This window comes from Polaribacter litoreus, from assembly GCF_054584775.1.
Genome location: NZ_JBTLRD010000001.1, coordinates 23427 through 44641 on the forward strand (window position 1 = coordinate 23427; position 21215 = coordinate 44641).

General features: G+C 29.8%; 20 protein-coding genes. 11 read left to right on the forward strand and 9 right to left on the reverse strand.

The genetic code is table 11. The features are described 5' to 3' along the window. Positions 1-43: 43 nt before the first annotated feature. Together ACW9UN_RS00110 and ACW9UN_RS00115 are read left to right on the forward strand one after the other, a co-directional pair. Complete coding sequence (locus tag ACW9UN_RS00110; RefSeq protein ID WP_459482958.1) at positions 44-961, forward strand: glutaminase; 918 nt, start codon at positions 44-46, stop codon at positions 959-961. Between the two features lie 82 nt (positions 962-1043). After that, positions 1044-1895: a DUF3667 domain-containing protein gene (locus ACW9UN_RS00115; RefSeq protein WP_459482959.1), complete on the forward strand. Its 852-nt coding sequence runs from the start codon at positions 1044-1046 to the stop codon at positions 1893-1895. Positions 1896-2132: 237 nt separating this feature from the next. On the opposite strand, the gene ACW9UN_RS00120 is transcribed toward ACW9UN_RS00115, so the two are convergent. Continuing rightward, positions 2133-2996 (reverse strand): sigma-70 family RNA polymerase sigma factor, encoded by an 864-nt coding sequence (locus tag ACW9UN_RS00120; protein ID WP_018942691.1) that lies wholly within the window; start codon positions 2994-2996, stop codon positions 2133-2135. A 213-nt stretch (positions 2997-3209) separates the two neighbouring features. Between ACW9UN_RS00120 and ACW9UN_RS00125 the strand changes: the two genes are divergently transcribed. The 3 genes from ACW9UN_RS00125 to ACW9UN_RS00135 all read left to right on the forward strand — a co-directional run bounded on the left by ACW9UN_RS00125 (position 3210) and on the right by ACW9UN_RS00135 (position 6421). Further along, positions 3210-3767, forward strand: coding sequence for an RNA polymerase sigma factor (locus tag ACW9UN_RS00125; protein WP_459482960.1), 558 nt, complete (start codon positions 3210-3212; stop codon positions 3765-3767). A 566-nt stretch (positions 3768-4333) separates the two neighbouring features. Then, entirely contained in the window at positions 4334-4873 is a 540-nt protein-coding gene (locus ACW9UN_RS00130) for a CIA30 family protein (RefSeq protein WP_459482961.1), read from the forward strand. 57 nt (positions 4874-4930) lie between these two features. Continuing rightward, complete coding sequence (locus ACW9UN_RS00135) at positions 4931-6421, forward strand: TIGR00271 membrane domain-containing protein (protein WP_459482962.1); 1491 nt, start codon at positions 4931-4933, stop codon at positions 6419-6421. 2 nt (positions 6422-6423) lie between these two features. On the opposite strand, the gene ACW9UN_RS00140 is transcribed toward ACW9UN_RS00135, so the two are convergent. Together ACW9UN_RS00140 and ACW9UN_RS00145 are read right to left on the reverse strand one after the other, a co-directional pair. After that, on the reverse strand, positions 6424-7014 hold the full coding sequence (locus ACW9UN_RS00140; RefSeq protein WP_459482963.1) for a SprT-like domain-containing protein: 591 nt from the start codon (positions 7012-7014) through the stop codon (positions 6424-6426). Between the two features lie 18 nt (positions 7015-7032). Further along, positions 7033-7713 (reverse strand): SDR family NAD(P)-dependent oxidoreductase, encoded by a 681-nt coding sequence (locus ACW9UN_RS00145; protein WP_459482964.1) that lies wholly within the window; start codon positions 7711-7713, stop codon positions 7033-7035. Between the two features lie 69 nt (positions 7714-7782). On the opposite strand from ACW9UN_RS00145, the gene ACW9UN_RS00150 reads away from it, so the two are divergent. After that, positions 7783-9057 (forward strand): metal-dependent hydrolase family protein, encoded by a 1275-nt coding sequence (locus ACW9UN_RS00150; protein ID WP_459482965.1) that lies wholly within the window; start codon positions 7783-7785, stop codon positions 9055-9057. An 87-nt stretch (positions 9058-9144) separates the two neighbouring features. Here ACW9UN_RS00150 and ACW9UN_RS00155 read toward each other — a convergent pair whose 3' ends face one another. From ACW9UN_RS00155 to ACW9UN_RS00165, 3 genes are read right to left on the reverse strand one after another with little or no spacing between them, the layout of a single operon-like run. Continuing rightward, complete coding sequence (locus tag ACW9UN_RS00155) at positions 9145-9612, reverse strand: hypothetical protein (RefSeq protein WP_459482966.1); 468 nt, start codon at positions 9610-9612, stop codon at positions 9145-9147. A gap of 17 nt (positions 9613-9629) precedes the next feature. Next, positions 9630-11147: a hypothetical protein gene (locus ACW9UN_RS00160; RefSeq protein ID WP_459482967.1), complete on the reverse strand. Its 1518-nt coding sequence runs from the start codon at positions 11145-11147 to the stop codon at positions 9630-9632. Between the two features lie 43 nt (positions 11148-11190). Continuing rightward, positions 11191-12228: a glutaminyl-peptide cyclotransferase gene (locus tag ACW9UN_RS00165; protein WP_459482968.1), complete on the reverse strand. Its 1038-nt coding sequence runs from the start codon at positions 12226-12228 to the stop codon at positions 11191-11193. 237 nt (positions 12229-12465) lie between these two features. On the opposite strand from ACW9UN_RS00165, the gene ACW9UN_RS00170 reads away from it, so the two are divergent. The 4 genes from ACW9UN_RS00170 to ACW9UN_RS00185 all read left to right on the forward strand — a co-directional run bounded on the left by ACW9UN_RS00170 (position 12466) and on the right by ACW9UN_RS00185 (position 16253). Next, positions 12466-12717 (forward strand): type B 50S ribosomal protein L31, encoded by a 252-nt coding sequence (locus ACW9UN_RS00170; RefSeq protein ID WP_397447281.1) that lies wholly within the window; start codon positions 12466-12468, stop codon positions 12715-12717. A gap of 363 nt (positions 12718-13080) precedes the next feature. After that, positions 13081-14598, forward strand: coding sequence for an FMN-binding glutamate synthase family protein (locus ACW9UN_RS00175; protein WP_459482969.1), 1518 nt, complete (start codon positions 13081-13083; stop codon positions 14596-14598). Between the two features lie 8 nt (positions 14599-14606). Beyond that, the gene (locus ACW9UN_RS00180) at positions 14607-15569 is read left to right on the forward strand and encodes a YpdA family putative bacillithiol disulfide reductase (protein ID WP_459482970.1); all 963 of its coding nucleotides are present in this window, start codon (positions 14607-14609) and stop codon (positions 15567-15569) included. A gap of 12 nt (positions 15570-15581) precedes the next feature. Next, positions 15582-16253 (forward strand): class I SAM-dependent methyltransferase, encoded by a 672-nt coding sequence (locus ACW9UN_RS00185; RefSeq protein WP_459482971.1) that lies wholly within the window; start codon positions 15582-15584, stop codon positions 16251-16253. Between the two features lie 52 nt (positions 16254-16305). Here ACW9UN_RS00185 and ACW9UN_RS00190 read toward each other — a convergent pair whose 3' ends face one another. Beyond that, a complete protein-coding gene (locus ACW9UN_RS00190) occupies positions 16306-17049 on the reverse strand; it encodes a tyrosine-protein phosphatase (RefSeq protein ID WP_459482972.1) in 744 nt (247 codons plus the stop codon). A 137-nt stretch (positions 17050-17186) separates the two neighbouring features. Here ACW9UN_RS00190 and ACW9UN_RS00195 point away from each other — a divergent pair, with 137 nt between their 5' ends. After that, positions 17187-18038 carry an N-acetylglucosamine kinase gene (locus tag ACW9UN_RS00195; RefSeq protein ID WP_459482973.1) on the forward strand — a complete coding sequence of 284 codons (852 nt, stop codon included), beginning with the start codon at positions 17187-17189 and terminating at the stop codon, positions 18036-18038. Here the strand turns inward: ACW9UN_RS00195 and ACW9UN_RS00200 are convergent. Continuing rightward, entirely contained in the window at positions 18031-19290 is a 1260-nt protein-coding gene (locus ACW9UN_RS00200; RefSeq protein ID WP_459482974.1) for a UDP-N-acetylmuramoyl-tripeptide--D-alanyl-D-alanine ligase, read from the reverse strand. The two genes, ACW9UN_RS00195 and ACW9UN_RS00200, sit on opposite strands and share 8 nt — an antisense overlap. A 65-nt stretch (positions 19291-19355) precedes the next feature. Continuing rightward, positions 19356-21041 (reverse strand): gliding motility lipoprotein GldJ, encoded by a 1686-nt coding sequence (gene gldJ / locus ACW9UN_RS00205; RefSeq protein ID WP_459482975.1) that lies wholly within the window; start codon positions 21039-21041, stop codon positions 19356-19358. Positions 21042-21215: the final 174 nt, after the last annotated feature.

Sequence of the window (21215 nt, forward strand, 5' to 3'; positions counted from 1 at the left end):
TTCCATAATTTTCTAATAGTTTTGATAAAACAAAAATTAACCAATGGATAATTATCAAAAAATAATCGAAGGCATTTATACTGATGTTAAAAATATCGAAGATTCAGGAAAAGTTGCCAGTTATATCCCAGAATTGGGCAACATTTCTCCAGATAATTTTGGCATTCATATTACTACTATTGATAAAAATTCTTTCGGAATTGGAAATTCTGACACTAAATTTTCTATACAAAGTGTTTCAAAAATTTTAACCTTAACACTGGCTTATAAATTAGAAGGCGAAAAACTTTGGGAACGTGTAGATGTAGAACCTTCTGGAAATCCGTTTAATTCTTTATTACAATTAGAAGCAGATTTAGGGAAACCAAGAAACCCGTTTATCAATGCAGGAGCAATTGTAGTGTGTGATGTTTTAATAAGTCATTTACAAAACCCGAAAGAAGATTTTTTAATGTTTTGCAAAGATATTTCTAATAACCCTAATTTAAGTTACAACAATAAAGTAGCTCAATCAGAAAAAATTACGGGTTTTAGAAATATTGCTTTATGTAATTTTATAAAATCTTTTGGTAATATTAAAAATAATATTGAGGATGTATTAGATTTTTACTTTTATACGTGTTCTATCGAAATGAGTTGTAAAGAGCTTTCAGAAATCTTTCTTTATTTAGCTGATGATGATTTTATCACTACAAAAGGAAATACTGTACTTACAGAAAGTCAGGCAAAAAGAATCAATGCAATTTTACTTACATGTGGTTTTTATGATGAATCTGGTGAGTTTGCTTTTCGAGTTGGCTTACCTGGTAAGAGTGGGGTAGGAGGTGGTATAGTTGCCATTCATCCTGATGAATTTTGTATTGCTGTTTGGAGTCCTAAATTGAATAAAAAAGGAAATTCTTACAAGGGGATGTTGTTTTTAGAACAATTTACCTCAGAAACGGCTTCTTCTATTTTTTAAATCTATCAGTACTAGCAGATAAAAAGAAAAAAATGGATCTTACTAAAACTACCTTTAAAAACCTTTTTTTATATTTGGTAATATGAATTGCAAAAACTGCCAACATCCTTTATCTGAAAAAGCACATTTTTGCGAAAATTGTGGTGCTAAGGTAATTAAAGATAGAATTACTTTTAAAGCTTTGCTTGTGGATGTTTTTATTAATGTGTTTGGAATTGATAGTAAATTCTTTTTAACATTAAGAATGGCTGCCAGAAAACCTCATGTTCTTGTAAGTGATGTGATAGGAGGTGTTAGAAAACGATACATGAATCCATTTGCTTTTTTAGCTGTGGGCGCTGCTATATCTTTATTAGTGTTTAATTATTTTTCTGATGATTTTAAAGCTGTAAATAGCGAAATTAATTCGTCTCAAGTTGAGGAGTACAAAAAGAAGGCAAATTTGGACATTGCCTCTATAAAAGGTTTATCTGAAAAAGAAAAACAAAAGTTAGAAATTGAAAAGAAAACAGCTCAATTTCAACTAAAATTTTTAGACGGTATGATGAACTTTATGCTGCAATATTACAATTTACTGGCCTTTGCTTTCGTTTTTATCTATGCAGTTTTAAGTAAATGGACCTATTGGAAACCACATAATTTTGGAGAACATATTGTTATAAATGCTTATTTTTTTGGCTTTACAACGTATTTGTCACTGATACTTTTTTTCTTTTCCATGCTTGTACATCCATCAATTTACATGTACAGTATTTTAATATACATCATTTATTATATGTTTGCATTCGGAAAAATATATGATCTCTCTGTTTGGAAAAATACATTAAAACTATTTCGTTTTCTTCTTGGGCTAATTGTTCTTTTTTTGTCAGTTATTATTATTGGAATCATAGTAGGAGTAATTTTAGGTCTTTTAGGATATATAAAAGTTTAAATTAACCTTATAAGTACACATTTTTTTAAGGCAAAAATTTGATGTATTGCAGTTATTTGAGCTATTTTTATCAAATTAAACAAAAAGAGACTGTCAAAAAAATATTAGAATTTGTCATTTAGAGTATAATGGAGAAATCTTATTTATTGATAATAAAATAGATTTTCAACTTCGCTCAAAATGGCATTTACCTCTACTTTTCAGACAGCCTCTTTGATATTTTGTTTAGAATAATCCTTATCCTAAATAGGTCATTAAAATTTTACTTCTAGAAGTATGCTTTAATCTACGTATTGCTTTTTCTTTAATTTGACGAACACGCTCGCGAGTTAAATCAAAAGTTTCACCAATTTCTTCTAATGTCATTGGTTGGTGTTCACCCAAACCAAAGTATAATTTTACAACATCAGCTTCTCTTGGTGTAAGTGTTTCTAGTGCTCTGTTGATTTCAATTCTTAATGATTCGTGTAATAAAACACGATCAGGATTTGGAGATTCTCCAGAGTTTAACACATCGTATAAATTAGAATCTTCACCTTCTATTAAAGGGGCGTCCATAGATACGTGACGTCCAGAATTTTTCATAGATTCTTTAACGTCATTAACAGTCATGTCTAATTTCTTAGCAATTTCTTCTGCAGAAGGCGGACGCTCGTTTTCTTGTTCTAAGAAAGCGTACATTTTGTTAATTTTATTTATAGAACCAATTTTGTTTAAAGGTAAACGTACAATACGAGATTGCTCTGCTAAGGCTTGTAAAATCGATTGGCGAATCCACCAAACCGCATAAGAGATAAATTTAAAACCACGTGTTTCATCAAAACGTTTAGCTGCTTTAATCAATCCTAAATTTCCTTCGTTAATTAAGTCTGGTAATGTTAATCCTTGGTTTTGGTATTGCTTTGCAACAGATACTACAAAACGTAAATTGGCTTTCGTTAATTTTTCTAATGCTCTTTGATCACCTGCTTTAATAAGCTGCGCTAATTCTACTTCTTCATCAGCTGTAATTAAGTCTACTTTACCAATTTCTTGTAAGTACTTGTCTAACGACGCAGTTTCTCTATTCGTAACCTGCTTTGTAATTTTAAGTTGTCTCATCTAATTCTCTATGACTTTTTAAAGGATTAATGTATTGCTACAATTTATTATACGTAACAATTAATGTAAATGTTACAAAAAGTTTACCTTTTTTTTAAAGAGATAATATGCTCGGTTAACGTTTAAGTTATACAAATCAGCTTTTTTTTAAAGTAAATGGGTTAAAAATTTTCTTTTTTTACATTCTAACTTTAATAGATATTGAAAAATACTATGCTAAATACATTAACAGACGAAGAGCTAATTTATAAAATTGTAACAACGCGCAACTCAAAATTGTTTGCGATATTGTATAATCGATATGCTAAAATTGTTTACAATAGGTGTTATGGTTTTTCTAAAAACACACAAGAAGCAGAAGATTTAACTCACGATGTTTTTGTACGCTTATTCTTAAAGTTGAATACATTTAAGGGTAAAGCAAAATTTTCTACCTGGTTGTATTCTTTTACGTATAATTTTTGTGTGAATTATGTGCAGAGAGATAAGCATAAAAAGAGAGAAAAAGTTACTGTAACTACAGATTTGATTAGGCAACATGATTGCTTTGAAGAAGCAGAAGATACAAACTTACTTGAGTTAAAATCAGAGAAACTTATTAAAGCTTTAGATTTAATAAACCCTAAAGATAAAATGATTTTGTTAATGAAATATCAAGACGATACAAGTATCAAAGAAATTAAAGATGTTTTAGCGATTGGCGAAAGTGCTGCAAAAATGAGAATTAAAAGGGCAAAGCAAAAAGTGGCAAGCATTTACGCAGAATTATAATTTTTGGTTGTTTTAAAAAGTTTTTAGCATTAGTTTTTAGATTAGGAGGCGTATAGACTTTAATTTATTTGAACCAAAATCGTTTTGTTTAAAGTGTTTTTTGCAATTGAAAACTGTCTATATGCAATAGATTAGTTATATCGTTTAACCTATTTCAATTTAGTTAATGGTATTAAATTCGATTTTTGATATTTTTTGATAGGAATAGATTTGATTTCTAGCAAAATATCTATTATATTTGTGTCGTTTTTTTAGGGTTTGATTAAAATTACTTAATTTACTCTAATACAAACTATTATCATTTTAAAAAAATAACTTTACTGCTTAAATTATATTGAAGTGTTAGAAGCACTTAAAATCTGATAGAAAGTTGGGGGACTATCTATCATTAGTGAGTTAAATCACAAAAAAAGAGACCGTTTTTACGGTCTCTTTACTTTTAATTTAAATGCTAAAAATCACCTTGAAGTTAACCAAGGGATTGAGTCAAAAAGTTGTATACATACATATTTATGTTAAACCGAATAAAAAATCTATATTTATTTTAAGAAATCCGAGTAAATCAAATGAATAAGTTACCTTTAATTTTAATTTTTATTCTTGGCATAATGCAGCTTAATAATCAAATAATTTTTAATTTTTCTAAAGATGCTGATCTCTCTTTATGGAGGGTTGTAGATGATGTTGTTATGGGAGGTATTTCTCGTGGAAATATTAAAATCGATTCCAATGGAAATGGGGTGTATTTCGGAAAAGTTTCTTTAGAAAATAATGGCGGTTTTTCTTCATTGAGGTATCGTTTTAATCAGATAAATGTTTCTAAATTTTCTAAAGTGATATTAAGAATAAAAGGTGATGGAAAAAATTATCAATTTAGAATAAAAGACAAGCTTGCAAATTCTTATTCTTACATCAAAGTTTTTGAAACTTCAGGAGAATGGGAACGAATTGAAGTAAATTTAGCAGAGATGTATCCTGCATTTAGAGGAAGAAAATTAGATATCCCAAATTTTTCTTCGGATGTTATCGATGAAATAGCTCTGCTAATTGGGAATAAAAAAGAGCAAAATTTTCAGTTAGAAATTGATAAGATTTATCTTGAATAATTTCATATCAACAAAACTACCTTTTTTTGTATCTTTCCAACATTGTTAATATCATATATGGAAGAAGACATTCACAAAAACAATATTCAGCCAACTGAAAAACCTGAAAACGATTCAGAAAGCTCAAAACAAAATGTTCAGAAAGATGCTTTAGGTCTTTTTGAAAGTATTAAAAAGTTTTTAATCGAACTTTTTGATTTTAGACACGATACAGATCACGAAGCTACTATAGAAGCCATAAAAGCAGATATTCCTTTTAAAGGGGCAACAGCATGGATTCTTATTTTTGCAGTCTTTGTGGCTTCTATAGGTTTAAATGCAGATTCTACAGCAGTTGTAATTGGAGCCATGTTGATATCACCATTAATGGGGCCAATTTTAGGAATTGGAATGTCTTTTGCCTTAAATGATATCATCACCTTTAAAAAGTCGTTAATTAATTTAGGAACGATGATTGGGCTGAGTTTATTTGCCTCTTTCTTATTCTTTTATTTTTTTCCATTAAGTGAAGATAATTCTGAACTTTTAGGGAGAGTAAGTCCAGATATTCGCGATGTTTTAATTGCTTTTTTTGGTGGATTAGCGTTAATGGTAGCCAGAACAAAAAAAGGTACAATTGCCTCAGTAATTTTTGGTGTTGCCATTGCAACAGCCTTAATGCCTCCTTTATGTACAGCTGGTTATGGTTTGGCAAAAGGTAATTTTGCTTACTTTTTTGGTGCGATGTATTTGTTTACGATCAACACCATTTTTATTGCTTTAGCTACTTTTTTAGTGTTAAAGTTATTGCGTTTTCCAATGCACAAATACGCAAACGCAGCAAAAAGAAAACGTTATGCAACTATTGCAACAGTAGTAGGTTTTGCAGTAATGATTCCTGCAATTTTTACCTTTATTAAAGTTTTTAACGAAAGTCAGATAGATTTACAGGTTACTAATTTTATCAATAGCGAAATAAAAGAAATCGAAAGTTTTCAATTAATTGGAGATCCTGAAGTTGATATAGCAAAAAAAGAAATAAAATTGAGTTTCTTTAACGAGGTTACTGATGGAGAACGCAACTTATTAAGCAACCAATTAAAAAATCAACAATACCATAAAATAAAAGATTTTCAGCTAAAAATTAAAGGTAGCGATACCAAAAGTTTTGAGTTAATTACAACCGCTTATAAAGAGAAAAGAGAAGAGTTGCAGCAAAGTAAAAATATTATTGCTGGTTTACAAAAGCAAATTGCAGAATTACAACAGACAATTTCTACATTAAATAATAGAATTGAACAAGATGCTTTAAACAAAAATCAAAATGTAATTACTTTTAGCACTATTGCTAAAGATGCAAAAATTAGGTATTCTGATATTGAATCTATTGGTTTTGCAAATGTTTTGTCCTCTAAAGATTTTATAAAAGTAGATACCATTCCTGTTGCTACAATTAAATGGAATGTAAGTTTAACAGACAGCATCATATCACCTAAAGAAAAAGAATTAAGAGATTGGTTGCAAAAAGAAATGAAATTAGATACGTTGTTTATTAAAAGAGAAAAATAAACTTATTTGTAGCGTTCAATTTCTACATTCTGATTGAATAAATATACCTTTTTGTTGTGCATATTTAAGCATTCTATTCTTGTTCTTCGTTTATTTCCGCGTTTATAAACTGTGTTTTTAAATGAAAATAAACTGCCAACAGGAATTTCGAAAATAAAATGTTTGCCAGTTTCTGCTTGATGTTCTCTTAAGGCTAGCGATAAATTTACATCAGAATCTGTGCTTGCTTTGGGGTTTTTTAAATAGTTTGCCAAATGCGATAACATGGTTGCAGGATAAATTTCTGGTCGTAAAAAAGGCAACATTAAATGCTGAAAAACAGTTTTCCATTCTTTTCCATGAGGCTGAACTCTCCCAAATTTTTGATGCGTAACATGATGTGCAATTTCATGCACGAGCGTTAATAAAAATTGATATTTGTTTAAATTATTATTAACCGTAATTTGATATTTGCCATTGGGTAATTTTCTAAAATCTCCATGTTTTGTTTGACGTTGTTCTACGATTTTTAAATCAAAAGAATGTTTGTCAATTAAAAACTGTACAAAAGGTATTGCTTTTTGCGGTATGTAATTTTGATAGCTGTTCTTCAATGTGATATCAAAAAAAAATTAAGGTGTAGAATTAGACACTTGTAACACTTTACCATTATAAAATTGACTTCCGGTTAAAGAAAAATCAAAAATATAATTCGCCATTTCTTTTGCAGAAAGTGGTGCTTTATAATCAGGAAAAGCTTCTGCCAACATTTCTGTTTGTACAGCGCCTAAAGCCAAAACATTAAACGCAATTTGTTGTTCTTTGTATTCTTCTGCTAACAATTCAGATAAGGTAATTACAGCGCCTTTTGCAGAAGAATAAGCTGCTAAACCAGCAAATTTCATACTGCCTTGTATGCCTCCCATAGAACTTATGGTAACTACATGACTTCCTTTTTGTAAAAAAGGGATTAAATTTTTGGTTAAGGCTGCTACTCCAAAAACATTTACTTTGTAAACTTCTAAAAAATCATCAGAAGTTAATTCTGTAAAAGGTTTGTTGATTAATTTCCCTGCATTATTGATTAAAATATCTACTTTTTTCCAATTGTTTTTAATAAAATCTGATACTTTTTCTACAGCATTATCATCAGAAATATCCACCGAAAGTATTTTTATGTTTTTATGATTTACTTCTTCTAAAGGCTTGCTATTTCTAGAAAGCGCCAAAACATTGTGATTGTTATTGGCAAATAATTGTGCAAGCTCAAAACCAATTCCTCTACTTGTACCAGTAATTACTACGTTTTTCATTTAAAATCGAAATTTTTAATGCAGCAATCTACTTAAATTTTCATACATTTAAGAATTAATCTTACACAAATGAAGAAAACAATTTTATTTTTTTTAGCCTTAGTTTTTATGCAAAACATTTTCGGACAAACTACTTACATTTTATGTGGTAAATTAATTGATACCAAGTCTGGTAACATCAGCACTAAAAAAACAATAGTAGTAAAAGAAAATAAAATTACTGCTGTAATAGACGGTTATGTGATGCCAAAATCTGGTAATTTAATCGATTTAAGAGATAAGGTTGTAATGCCTGGTTTAATTGATTTTCATGTACATATAGAACAAGAATTTTCTGCAAGAACTAGGATAGAAAGCTATATTTTAAATGAAGCAGATGTGGCATTTAATTCTGTAGGTTTTGCTAAAATTACCTTATTAAACGGATTTACAACAGTTAGAGATTTGGGCGGAACTGGTGTAAATATCTCTATAAGAAATGCTATTAATAAAGGTAAAATTCCTGGACCTCGCGTTTTTACGGCAGGTAAATCTTTGGCAACAACTGGGGGTCATGCAGATCCTACAAACGGAAGTAGTAGAAGATTAATTGGAGATCCAGGACCCAAAGAAGGTGTTGTAAATTCTGTAGAAGATGCAAAAAAAGCAGTAAGACAACGTTATAAAAACGGAGCAGATTGTATTAAAATTACTGCAACTGGTGGAGTTTTAAGTGTAGCAAAATCTGGAGACAATCCGCAATTTACAATAGAAGAAATCAAAGCAATTTGTGATACTGCTAAAGATTATGGAATGCATGTAGCAGCGCATGCACATGGAGATGAAGGCATGCAAAGAGCAATTATTGGTGGAGTTAAAACGATAGAACACGGTACTTATATGAGTGATGAAACTATGGAGCTCATGAAAAAATACGATGCGTATTTAGTGCCTACAATCACTGCAGGTAAAGAAGTAGAAGAGAAAGCAAAAATAAAAGGGTTTTATCCAGATATTGTAGTGCCTAAGGCTTTGGCTGTTGGGCCTCAAATTCAAGGAACTTTTGCAAAAGCGTATAAAAAAGGTGTTGGTATTGCATTCGGAACTGATGCAGGAGTTTTTGCCCACGGAAATAATGGAAAAGAATTTGCATTTATGCAAGAAGCTGGGATGCCAGCCATAGAAACCATTCAGTCTGCTACTATAACCAACGCAAAATTATTAAAGTTGGAAAATGAATTGGGGCAAATTAAAAAAGGTTTTTTGGCTGATATTATCGCCGTGAACGAAGACCCTACTGAAAATATTTCTACGATGGAAAATGTTGTTTTTGTAATGAAAGATGGTGTTGTTTACAAAAAATAATTTTCAAACCTTAAAGGTCTTTATAAACAAAGAGAAATATGCTTCATTTATAGACAGTTATAATCTCAAAGCTTAATTTTTTAAGGTTTATTTTTGTCTATGCTTTTTTTTCTTGTATTTCTTCTTTAATAATTTTTCTGCTAAATCATAAGACATTACAGCAATATTGCTAAAACTTAAGTCTTTTTTACTAAGCAGATGTGCATTGATAAAGTTAAAATAACTAATAACAGCTTTTTTATCATTTTTAGCACGTATAAAAAGTTGATAAGCATTTGCTCTTAAATCTTCTCGAAAACACTCATTTATATACATTTTTAAAATATGATCAGCAACATAAATTTCGGTATCAAGTTTATGGTGTAGTGTGCGACTCTGTTTTTTAGTATTTTTTTTACTAAGAATGTTTCGTATAATACCTTGTTTTAGAGCTGTATAATCTTTTTGATTTCTTTTAGGAAATGCCATCAAAGAGTTACCTAGCTCGTCTTTAGGATATAACCAAATGCCCTTTAATTTCTTTTTAGTTTTTCTTGGAAGTCTAAATGTTTTCATTTCTAAATAACATTACACTATTCATCTTCTTCAAAAACAATATGTTGATAAGCACCAATATCTGGATTCGTGGTTCTATCTTCTCCTAAAATATCAAAAGAAAAAATAGTGTTTTTGGCTTTATTGATAGCATCAGAATCTTTACCAATAATAAAGTCTTCATTTTGAGGGTCTCTAAAATTAGAAAATCCATTTAGAATAATATCTGAATAATTGGTGTTATTTGCAAAGTCCATTTCTATATAGTCTGCAAAAGAATCATCAGTATCGTTAAATTGAATCATGCAATTATTGATGTTGTAATTAAATGCACTGCCCTCAATTTTATCTAAAAGAAATTCGATATTATTATTACCATCAAAAATACAATTGGTAAAATTTGCTGCTTTTAAATCTCTTGTGGTTGCTATTTCATTGCCATTATCGTCATTAAAAATAAAAAAGTTATTGATTAATACAGCTGGTAAATCTCTAATACCGCTATTCCAGAAATTAGCAAATGTACTATGTGTAAAATTATAAGTACCACCAATGGTTGCAGCCAAAGAAGCTTGGCCAGCAGAACCAATCACTACGTTATGGCCTTCAATATTGGTTTCACGAGCTAAAATACCAAAGTTAGAGTGGTTGTAAATTTCTGAATTTTGTAATTTTAAAGTAGGTGTGGTGTTAGAGCCAATACTATCTATTAATATACCAATTATCGCGTTTTTTATCTGTGCATATTTAATTTCATTGTCTTTACTACCAGCTCTCATCCAAATTGTTCCCCATTGTCCAGGTGTTTTACTAAAACGATTTTCTAATCGATCACCTTCAAAAGTTACTTTTTCGGTTAAGGTGCCATTTACTTTTAAAGTAGCTTTATTGTCAATTATTAATCCAGAATTATCATGAAAATAGAGTTTAGCTCCTGCTTCAATCGTTAAGGTTTTATTAGCAGGTACAGCAGCATAACCATAAATAACAGTAGGTTTTGTGTTGGTAATAGTCAATTCTTCATCCGTTAAAAAACGGCCTTTAATTGTGGTGGCTTGTCCATCAATAGTTAAACTGTCAATTTTTCTGGTGATTGGATCACGATCAGGAAAAATAAAATTAGCATCTTGTACTAAAGTAACCAAATCTACATCTTGCTGATTTGTGCCTGTGTCAAATAAAATTCGATCTGTATATAATGGCGTTTTTGTTGTGTTTGCATCAATGGTAGTTTCAATAAAAACAAAAATACTGTCTTTGGCTAAAATATCGATATTATTAAATTCTTTACCAGGTATCCCATCCACATTCAATCTGTAATTAGAGTTTACACCATTTTCTAAAGAAATTTCAGGTATAGTAATGGCTTTATTACCTCTATTGTATACTTTTAAATTATAAGTAGCAGAACCAATATTGGTAAATATAGTATCTAAAAAAACGGTATCTTTAGAAAATTCTAAACTGCCAAAATTTGGTATGGTAGAAAAATCTTTTCTACAAGAACTTACAGAAACAAGAACTACACAAATTAGTAAGGTAAGAAAATAACGCATAAATCAATTTTTATAAAAATAGAACTTTAAAATGAATCGTTTATTATTTTTTAATCAATTTGATTTCAAACAATTTCCCCCAATTTTTACCGGTTACAAAAAGTCTATCATTTGCTTTATCGTAAGCAATACCATTTAGGACTTCATCTTGAGCCACTAATTTTTGGGTTTTTGCCATTTCTTTTTCTAAAGGTCTTAAATCTGCTAAACCAATTACAGCACCACTTTTTATGTCAATAATTACAATGGTGTTTTTTTGATATTTGTTAGAGTATAATTTTCCATCAATCAATTCTAGCTCGTTAATATTATCAACGGCTCTATCATTAGAATATACTTGAATAGAACGCTTTTCTTTTAAAGTATCAGGGTCAAGGAACCAAATTTTATGTGATCCATCAGATTTTATCAATTCTTGTCCATCATTGGTTAATCCCCAACCTTCTTTACTATTTTTGTAATCGAATTCTTTTTCAAGTTCAAAAGTTTTCAAATCATACACAAAACCTTTTTTTGCTTCCCAAGTCAACCAATAGATTTTATCATTTAAAATGGTCATTCCTTCACCAAAATATTGTTTATCTAAGTCTATTTTTTGTAGTACTTTACCGGTTTTAATGGCTACTTTTCTAAGTGTAGATTGTCCTCTTCTACCTGTAGTTTCATACAAATAGCCATTATAATATTCTAAACCTTGAGTGTAGGCTTTGGTATCGTGAGGATAAGAATTTACAATTTCATAGGTGTAAATTGCAGGTTTTTGATTGGCAAATACTTCAAAAGAGTTGTTTAGTTTTTTTGTTTTTCCAGGATAAAAAGCCAAAACAGAAACCGTATGTTTTCCAATTCCAAAATCTGATGCCTTTAAAGAAAGCGAGTTTTTTTGAGTAAGAATTTCTTTTCCATCAACAAAAAACTGAATTTTATCTAAAGGTTTATTATTTTCTTCTTTTAAACTTAAGGTAACTTTACCATTTAGTGTGGTTTTTTTAGTAACATTTAACTTTAATGAGTAGGTGTCATTACAACTTGTTAGAAAAAGAATCATTAAAGTAGCTGCAAAAAAAGCAATTTTCTTCATTATATTGTGTTTATTATTTTTTGGTATGGCTAAACTTGTATTAAATCTGCAAAAAATCAAATTTTTTCAATAAAAAAATGGTTACTACAAATAAAAGCAAGTTATTTATTTGTAAATTAAAAAATATCGTTAAATTTGCATCCTCAAAATAGTAATTGTAAGCTATTTAAACAATTTAGTAAAGCCTTACCAACTTTACTTTGCAAACATAACATTAAAGAATTAAAATATTATAAAATGAAAAAAGGAATTCATCCAGAAAATTATAGAATGGTAGCTTTTAAAGACATGTCTAACGAAGATGTTTTTTTAACACGTTCTACTGTAGACACCAAAGAAACTTTAGAAGTGGATGGTGTTGAGTATCCTTTAGTAAAATTAGAGATTTCTAGAACATCTCACCCATTTTACACTGGTAAATCTAAATTGGTTGATACTGCAGGTCGTATTGACAAGTTTAAAAACAAATACGCAAAATTCAAGAAATAAGTTTTTTAGAATTTTAAAAATACAAAAAACTCCAACATTTATTTGTTGGAGTTTTTCTTTGGCCTATATTTATTTAGGTTAAACGATAAGGTAGCTGCTTTATACAACACAAATTATTTGGGCGTTACTTTACCCTGAAAGCATTCAGGGTTAAAGTCAGGCTTTACGTTGCAATCTTTTTATGCCGCCTTTTTTCAAGTTTTATTTTTTCAATATCAAATTGATGCATTTGAAAGAAATGGAGCAAATAGTTAGGCATAAAAAGGATTTCCACTACAATCCTTAACGCAACTATCTGCCAACTATTCTCATAATGTAAAACGAATAGATTATTTTTATCCTTTTAAAATTCATTTTAAAACAATGAGAAATACAATACTTTTCCTATTTATACTTGCCACTCTAATATGTGGAGTTTTAGTATATTTTATACCCCAAACAGGCACAATTATTTTGCTGTCCATATCTGGTTTGTTAACTATTATTGTAATTCACGATAGTCTGCAAACCAAACATTCTTTATTAAGAGCTTTTCCTTTAATTGCACGTTTACGATGGTTTTTTGAAGAAGAAAGAGATAAAATTCAACAATATTTTATAGAAGATAATTTAAACGGAACTCCTATAAACAGAGAAAAGAGAAGCATTGTATATCAAAGATCAAAATTAGAAAAAGACACAGTGCCATTTGGTACACAGCACAATGTATATAAAAAAGGATATGAATTTGTAAAACACTCTTTATTTCCTAAAAACCATCATGATATTACAGGAGAACGTGTACTTTTGGGTTCAGATAAATGCAAGCAAAAGTATTCTTGTTCTATTATTAATATTTCAGCAATGTCTTTTGGTTCTTTAAGTAAAAATGCTATTATGGCATTAAATCAAGGTGCTAAAATGGGCGATTTTGCGCATAATACAGGAGAAGGAGGAATATCACCATATCATCTACAAGGTGGAGATCTATGTTTTCAAATAGGCACAGGATATTTTGGTGCAGGAAAACACGATGTAAATGGTAAACGTTTTTTTGATGACGAAACATTTAAAGAAAATGCTAAGCGTCCTGAAGTAAAAATGATTGAAATTAAATTTTCGCAAGGTGCAAAACCTGGTCATGGAGGTATTTTACCAGCAAAGAAAAATACCCCAGAAATTGCTGCAATAAGAAAAGTTACAGTAGGTACACAAGTCGATTCGCCACCCAGTCATTCCGCATTTTCTAATTATGAAGAAATGATAATTTTCATACAAAAAGTTAGAGATTTATCCGAAGGAAAACCTGTAGGTATAAAACTTTGTGTAGGAAATCATAAAGAAATCGAAGAAATGATACACGCATTTGCAGTTGCTAAAAATTATCCTGATTTTATTTCTGTGGATGGAGGAGAAGGAGGTACAGGTGCTGCACCTCTAGAGTTTACCAATTACATTGGTAGTCCATTAATTGAAGGTTTGGTTTTTATAAATCAGTTATTGATCAAATACAAGCTTAAAAGTCAAATTAAAATTATTGCTTCTGGTAAGGCTGTTGATGCTTTTGATGTGGTAAAACTGCTTGCTTTAGGAGCAGACTCTATAGCAATGGCTAGAAGTTTTATGTTAAGTTTAGGTTGTATACAGGCCAGAGAGTGTAATTTAGACACTTGCCCTGTTGGTGTAGCCACACAAGATAGCGAATTGGTAAAAGCATTGGTTGTAGAAAAGAAAAATGTTAGAGTAAAAAACTACCACTATAAAACCATATCTGCTGTTAAAGAAATGGTTGCTGCTATGGGTATAGGATCAATTGCCAATTTACAACCAAACCATATTTTTAGAAGAAGAAAAGAAGAAATTGTAAGTTTAGATGAGGTGTATTATACTCCAAAAAAATAGAAAGTATTATGAAATTTTTTGATCTTATTATAGTAGGTGGTGGACCAATAGGAATAGCTTGTGGGTTAGAAGCTCAAAAAAAAGGGCTTAGTTATCTTATTCTCGAAAAAGGGCCAATTGTAAACTCACTATACAATTACCCTGTTAATATGCAGTTTTTTTCTACATCCGAAAAATTAGAAATTGACGGTATTCCTTTTATTAGTAAAGCAGCAAAGCCAAGTAGAAGTGAGGCTTTAGAATATTACAGAAGAATTACCACATCAAACAAACTAAATATAAAACTATTTGAAAAAGTAGAAACTGTACAAAAAAAAGGTACACTTTTTCATTTAAAAACAAATAAAACTGACTACCAAGCCAAGAATTTGATTTTGGCGACAGGCTTTTATGATATTCCTAAACTTTTACAAATACCAGGAGAAGATTTATCAAAAGTAGCTCACTACTATAAAGAACCTCATTTTTATGCAGGTCAAAAATTGGCAATTATTGGGGCAAGTAATTCTGCAATAGATGCTGCTTTAGAATGTTACAGAAAAGGTGCAGAGGTTACTTTAATTATTCGTGGTGCAGAAGTTGGGCATCGTGTAAAATATTGGGTGCGTCCAGATATTATCAATAGAATTAAAGAGGGTACTATTAAGGCATATTATCATAGTCAAGTTATGGAAATTCAGCAAAATAACATCAAAGTAAACACTCCTGAAGGAAAAATTACTTTAGAAAACGATTTTGTCTTGGCGTTAACAGGTTATCAACCTAATTTTTATCTCTTAGAAAAACTTGGTGTTGAACTGTCTGAAGATGATAAAAGAATACCAAAATACAACCCAGAAACAATGGAAACCAATGTAGAAAATATGTACTTGGCAGGTGTTATTTGTGGTGGTATGGAAACTCACAAGTGGTTTATAGAAAACTCGAGAGTACATGCAAAAATGATTGTAAAAAGTATTTTAAAAAAATAATTTTATTTTTTAATGCATAAAAAATTACCTAAAAAAAACAAAAAACCTTGGCCAACCAAAAAGGTAATGGAACAGATTTACGATTTAAATCTTTGGGGTAGCAACAATGCTGAATTTTATTCTGGCTTTGGTTCTCATCATCCGGAATTGGTTGCACCTTATATTCAAAAAGTAGCATCTTTTTTAACTTCTTTTAAAGTACCATTAACAATTTGTGATTTGGGTTGTGGTGATTTTAATGTTGGTAATCAACTCGTTAATTTTTCAAAACAATTTATTGCCATAGATATTGTACCTTCTTTAATTGCATTTAATACCAAAACTTTTAAAGCAAATAATGTAAAGTTTTATTGTTTGGATATTGTAAACGATCGTTTACCAAAGTCAGATTGTGTTTTATTAAGGCAAGTATTGCAACATTTATCAAATGCTGAAGTACAAAAAGTTGTTGCTAAACTCACTAATTATAAATATGTAATTCTTACTGAACACCTGCCAAATGGTTATTTTACACCCAATAAAGATATTATTTCAGGTCAGGGAATTAGACTTAAAAAACAAAGCGGATTAGATATTTTAAAAGCACCTTTTAACTTTAAACCCAAAGAGGTAAAAGAACTTTTAAGATATAATTTAAAAAATAAAAAAGGGGTAATTGTTACTTGGTTGTTTGAGGTTTTTTAGACTTAATTTTACATCAATATAAATTAGAAATTTTAAAACAATTGAAAAATGTTTATTCAAGAAATTTTTTGTTGTTTAACAGTAGTTTCTCTAATTTAAAAAGGTTTTTCTTGGTGCTTATTTTTTTTAATCCATCTAAATGGTTAAAATGATGTGCATCTGTGCCTACAAAATCATACATATTTTCTTTAAGCAATTTTTCTGTTGTTTTTTGAACACCCTTACCATAATTTTCTGAGAGCGACAATAAATTTAATTGAAACAAGCAGCCTGCATTTTTTAATTTTTGATAAATTCTAAAATTGTTATGATAGCTATTGTAACGTTCAGGATGTGCCAAAACAGGTTTATAGCCTTTTAACCCCAATTGAAATAAAATATCAAATAAGTGAATTGGCGGACTAAAATAAGACATCTCAACTAAAATCAAATTATCTTTTAAGGTTAGTAATTGGTTGTCTTCATCTAAAAGCGTTAAAAAGGTTTCATCCATCATATATTCTGCAGCAGCTCTAATAGAAATATCAACCATATTTCTTTTAGATAATTCTTGCTTAACATCTATAAGTTTATTGGTAATAATTTCTGGAGTATTTGGGTAAACATCACCTAAAATATGTGGAGTAGTTATAAACTTTTTAATTCCATAAGAAGCCATTCTTTCAATTAATTCAATAGAATTATTCAAATCTTGAGCACCATCATCTATCCCTGGAAGCAAATGCGAATGGATATCTATGAATCCCTCTGGAAAAAAATCACTAGGTAAAATCTCTTTACTTTTAAAAAAAAACATTTGATATCAATTTTACACAAATTTACAACAATCATTGTAGCAAACGCAAAAATATTTTTTTCGAAAACGATTGAATTTTTTTTAACTGTTGCACAAGCAGTTTTGTTACGATATCTTTGATAAATAAATTTTATATTATGATATTAATTGCAGACGGTGGTTCTACCAAAGCAGATTGGATAGCCATTAACGATACTAAAAAAGAAGAGTTTAGAGTAAGAACGCTAGGGTTAAATCCTGCTGTTGTAGCAGAAGAAGAACTGAAAAATAGAATTGTAAATATGTTTCAGTTAATCAATATAAAAGAAGATGTAAAAGAAATTCATTTTTACGGTGCTGGCTGTGGTACACCAAAACCAGCAAAAATCTTAGAAGATATTTTACAATCTATTTTTATAAATGCAAAAATTAATGTTTCAGAAGATATGTTGGCTGCTGTATATGCAGCTACAGGAAAAGATCCGGCTTTAGTATGTATTTTAGGTACAGGTTCTAATAGTTGTTATTTTGATGGCGAAAACGTACAAATGAAAACAGCTTCTTTAGGATATATTTTGATGGATGAAGCCAGTGGAAACTACTTTGGTAAGGTATTATTAAGAGAATATTTTTATAATAAAATGCCTACTGCTATTGCTGAAAAATTTAATGAAGAGTTTAATTTAGATGCAGATTATATTAAAAAGAATTTATATAGAATGCCAAACCCAAACATGTATTTGGCTTCTTTTGCAAAGTTTATGTTTGACTTTAAAGATGAAAAATATATCAAAAGAATTATTGAAAGAGGATTTCAAGAGTTCTTTGAATACAGAATTTTACCTTTCGAGAAATCTTCAGACACAGCTTTATATTTTATAGGTTCTATAGCCTTTTATTTTAGAGATATACTTGAAAAAGTGGCTAAAAAATATGATTTAAAAGTTACAGATGTTATTCAAAGACCTATAGACAATTTATTAAAGTATCACATTAATAACATTAGTTAATCAAATCTAAAACTCTTTCTAAACGCATTCCTCTTGAACCTTTAATTAATATTGATTGGTTTTTAAGAGGATTTTTTTGGATGTAGTTTTCAAAATCAGTAAAATTTTCAAATTTTTGTTTGCTTGTTTTACATTGATAAAAATGTTTTCCAATAAAACACTGCTGACCAAAACTTAAAGTATTGCACAAATTTATAATGCTTTGATGCTCCATAAAACCATCTGTACCCAGTTCAAACATATCACCTAGAATAACCATTTTATTTTTATTAGGCAATGCAGCAAAATTTTCTAAGGCGGCTTTCATACTAGAAGGATTGGCATTATAGGCGTCTAAAATTATGGTATTACTGTGTTTTTTGATAATTTGAGAACGATTGTTTTTAGGAATATAACTTTCAATAGCTGCTTTAATCTCTTTTTGGTCAACGTTAAAATAAGTTCCAATAGTAATGGCAGCAGCTATATTAGAAAAATTATACTTGCCTATTAAGTTACTTTGTACAATAGTATTTTTATAAGTAACTTGCACAAAAGGGGTTAGACTTTTAAATGTTAGGTTTTTTTGATCGAAAACAATAGATTGAATATGTTTCGTTTTTTCTACCTGTATGTTGTCATCAGGGTTAACAAAAGCTATTTTATTGTGGTTTTTTAAAAATGTATATAATTCACTTTTGCCTTTTATAACACCATCAACCCCTCCAAAACCTTCTAAATGAGCTTTTCCAAAATTGGTAATATAGCCATAGTCAGGTTCACAAATAGCCGATAAGAATTCTATTTCTTTTTGATGATTTGCGCCCATTTCTACAATACCTATTTCATGCTTAGGAGTCATAGATAACAGCATTAATGGCACACCAATATGGTTGTTTAAGTTACCAACAGTTGCAGCAGTATTGTATTTTTTTTGAAGTACAGCGTTAATCAATTCTTTGGTAGTTGTTTTACCATTACTACCTGTTAAAGCTAGTATTGGTAAACCTAATTCTTTTCTATGATAGTTCGCTAATTCTTGAAGTGTTTGTAAAACATTAGTAACCAAAATAATATTTTGATTTGTTTTATATATTTCTTCATCTACAATTGCATATTTAGCTCCTAATTTTAAAGATTTTTCGGCAAATTTATTACCATTAAAATTGTCTCCTTTTAATGCAAAAAATAGGCTGTTTTTTCTGATTTTCCGAGTATCGGTATCAACTAAATAATGCTTCTTATATAATGTGTAAATTTCAGATATTTTCATCTATTTGGGCATACAAAAGCCTCATTATTTAAGAAACAATGAGGCTTTACATCAAAAAAATTATTTTATCTGCTAGGGTTTCTAGCTTTTTTATTTCCTGTAGTCATTGGTCCCACTTTATCAGAAACGCATCTAAAGCCTATGTAATTGGTAGCCATATATTCTGGTAAATATCTTCTCTGAGCTGGATCTAACCAATATTCTCTGTCAGACCAAGATCCACCTTTGTAAACTCTAGTTTTGTTGCTAATTAATGTAGTTCTTCTTTTTTCGTCATTTACTAATACTTCTTCACCAGTATTTGGATCTATTTCTCTAGTGGGTGGTTTAGGCGAATTATACATGCTTGGTTTAGAGTTTAAACCATCTTCATCTTCTAGGTAAAAACGAGATGAATTAGCATCACCATCATTAATGTCTGTATTATCTGCCACCATAAAGTTTCTTCTTAAGCTGGTGTCGTCTTTAGTGATAGGAATATACTTGATGGTATTTGGTAATTGTTTTGGTATAATTTTACCATTAGGTAAAGTATCATATTCTACTTCTGGAGAGTCATCAGTAGCAGCAATCACAACATTTCCTTCTTCATCAATTAGTTTTTTAGTGAAGATATTTCCTCTAAAATAATTAAAATCATTGGCTTCGTTATCTATTATTGGTCTATAAACATCAGCCACCCATTCTGCAACGTTACCAGACATGTCGTATAAACCAAAAGCATTTGGAGGGTATGATTTTATTTTATTTGGTATATCAGCTCCATCAGAACTCCAACCAGATAAACCACTGTAATTTCCTCTACCTTGTTTAAAATTGGCTAATTGATCTCCTCTAGTTCTTTTATCTTTAGATCTAGAATATTTTCCATCCCATGCATATTTTTTTCTACCTCTTATATTATTATACTCTCTGTTCTCAATATTTGCCTTAGCAGCAAATTCCCATTCAGCTTCTGTTGGTAATCGAAAACGTTGCGTTAAAATACCATCTGCCTGAGATATTTTTCTAGCTCCTTGAAAAGCATCTCTATCAGGTCTTGGTTCACCTCTTTTTCTTACGGCTCTTCCAACACCTCTTTTATAAATTGTAGTATCACCAGCAAAAAGTTTAGAGTCATCAGCTAAAAACACATCTGTATCAAAAAAATTAGGTATAGAATCAATTTCAAATATGTTTTTGATGTGCCCTTTGTCTATCAATGTCTTTAAATTTACAGCATTTGTACGCCATTTACAATACTCATTAGCTTGTAACCAACTTACACCCACAACAGGGTAATCAGCATAAGCTGGATGGCGAAAATAATTTTCTGATAAAATATCTGTATTTCCTAAACTTTTTCTCCAAACTAAAGTGTCTGGTAAGATAGAACTGTAAATATGTTTGTATTTTTCATCAGATGGAGGAAAAACATCTTTCATGTACTGTACATACAAAAAGTATTCTGAGTTTGTAACCTCAGCTTCATCCATGTAAAAAGAACGAACGTGTATTTTTTTAGGAGTGGTATTCCAGTCAAACATTACGTCGTCTTGAACTTGCCCCATTGTAAAAGAACCACCTTCAACACCTACCATTCCTAATGGTGTTTTTTGACCGTCAAAAGAATTACTTCTAATATAATTACCATTTTTTGGGTCATTAAAAGACAAGCCTGTTAACGTAGATTGGTTTCTGTTAGAACTTTTACAGTTAACCAAAAGTATTGTGGTTAAGGCGAATAAGGTTATTTTAATTATATTTTTCATTTCCTAATTTAAAATTGATAGGTTTTTTTATAGCGAATTTACGGTAAATATACTTTCTTACAAATAAAACACCAAAGTTTTAACGCATCATTTTTGTATATATTCTTTTAACGATTGCTTTTTTAGTTTAGTATAATTTATCTTTGCCCTCATAAAATATCTTATTTTTATTTG

What these genes read in the sequence shown, in the direction of transcription:
- ACW9UN_RS00110 (WP_459482958.1), top strand. Translation starts at nt 44, where the DNA reads ATGGATAATTATCAAAAAATAATCGAAGGCATTTATACTGATGTTAAA.
- ACW9UN_RS00115 (WP_459482959.1), top strand. Translation starts at nt 1,044, where the DNA reads ATGAATTGCAAAAACTGCCAACATCCTTTATCTGAAAAAGCACATTTT.
- ACW9UN_RS00120 (WP_018942691.1), bottom strand. Translation starts at nt 2,996, where the DNA reads ATGAGACAACTTAAAATTACAAAGCAGGTTACGAATAGAGAAACTGCG.
- ACW9UN_RS00125 (WP_459482960.1), top strand. Translation starts at nt 3,210, where the DNA reads ATGCTAAATACATTAACAGACGAAGAGCTAATTTATAAAATTGTAACA.
- ACW9UN_RS00130 (WP_459482961.1), top strand. Translation starts at nt 4,334, where the DNA reads ATGAATAAGTTACCTTTAATTTTAATTTTTATTCTTGGCATAATGCAG.
- ACW9UN_RS00135 (WP_459482962.1), top strand. Translation starts at nt 4,931, where the DNA reads ATGGAAGAAGACATTCACAAAAACAATATTCAGCCAACTGAAAAACCT.
- ACW9UN_RS00145 (WP_459482964.1), bottom strand. Translation starts at nt 7,713, where the DNA reads ATGAAAAACGTAGTAATTACTGGTACAAGTAGAGGAATTGGTTTTGAG.
- ACW9UN_RS00150 (WP_459482965.1), top strand. Translation starts at nt 7,783, where the DNA reads ATGAAGAAAACAATTTTATTTTTTTTAGCCTTAGTTTTTATGCAAAAC.
- ACW9UN_RS00155 (WP_459482966.1), bottom strand. Translation starts at nt 9,612, where the DNA reads ATGAAAACATTTAGACTTCCAAGAAAAACTAAAAAGAAATTAAAGGGC.
- ACW9UN_RS00160 (WP_459482967.1), bottom strand. Translation starts at nt 11,147, where the DNA reads ATGCGTTATTTTCTTACCTTACTAATTTGTGTAGTTCTTGTTTCTGTA.
- ACW9UN_RS00165 (WP_459482968.1), bottom strand. Translation starts at nt 12,228, where the DNA reads ATGAAGAAAATTGCTTTTTTTGCAGCTACTTTAATGATTCTTTTTCTA.
- ACW9UN_RS00170 (WP_397447281.1), top strand. Translation starts at nt 12,466, where the DNA reads ATGAAAAAAGGAATTCATCCAGAAAATTATAGAATGGTAGCTTTTAAA.
- ACW9UN_RS00175 (WP_459482969.1), top strand. Translation starts at nt 13,081, where the DNA reads ATGAGAAATACAATACTTTTCCTATTTATACTTGCCACTCTAATATGT.
- ACW9UN_RS00180 (WP_459482970.1), top strand. Translation starts at nt 14,607, where the DNA reads ATGAAATTTTTTGATCTTATTATAGTAGGTGGTGGACCAATAGGAATA.
- ACW9UN_RS00185 (WP_459482971.1), top strand. Translation starts at nt 15,582, where the DNA reads ATGCATAAAAAATTACCTAAAAAAAACAAAAAACCTTGGCCAACCAAA.
- ACW9UN_RS00190 (WP_459482972.1), bottom strand. Translation starts at nt 17,049, where the DNA reads ATGTTTTTTTTTAAAAGTAAAGAGATTTTACCTAGTGATTTTTTTCCA.
- ACW9UN_RS00195 (WP_459482973.1), top strand. Translation starts at nt 17,187, where the DNA reads ATGATATTAATTGCAGACGGTGGTTCTACCAAAGCAGATTGGATAGCC.
- ACW9UN_RS00200 (WP_459482974.1), bottom strand. Translation starts at nt 19,290, where the DNA reads ATGAAAATATCTGAAATTTACACATTATATAAGAAGCATTATTTAGTT.
- gldJ (WP_459482975.1), bottom strand. Translation starts at nt 21,041, where the DNA reads ATGAAAAATATAATTAAAATAACCTTATTCGCCTTAACCACAATACTT.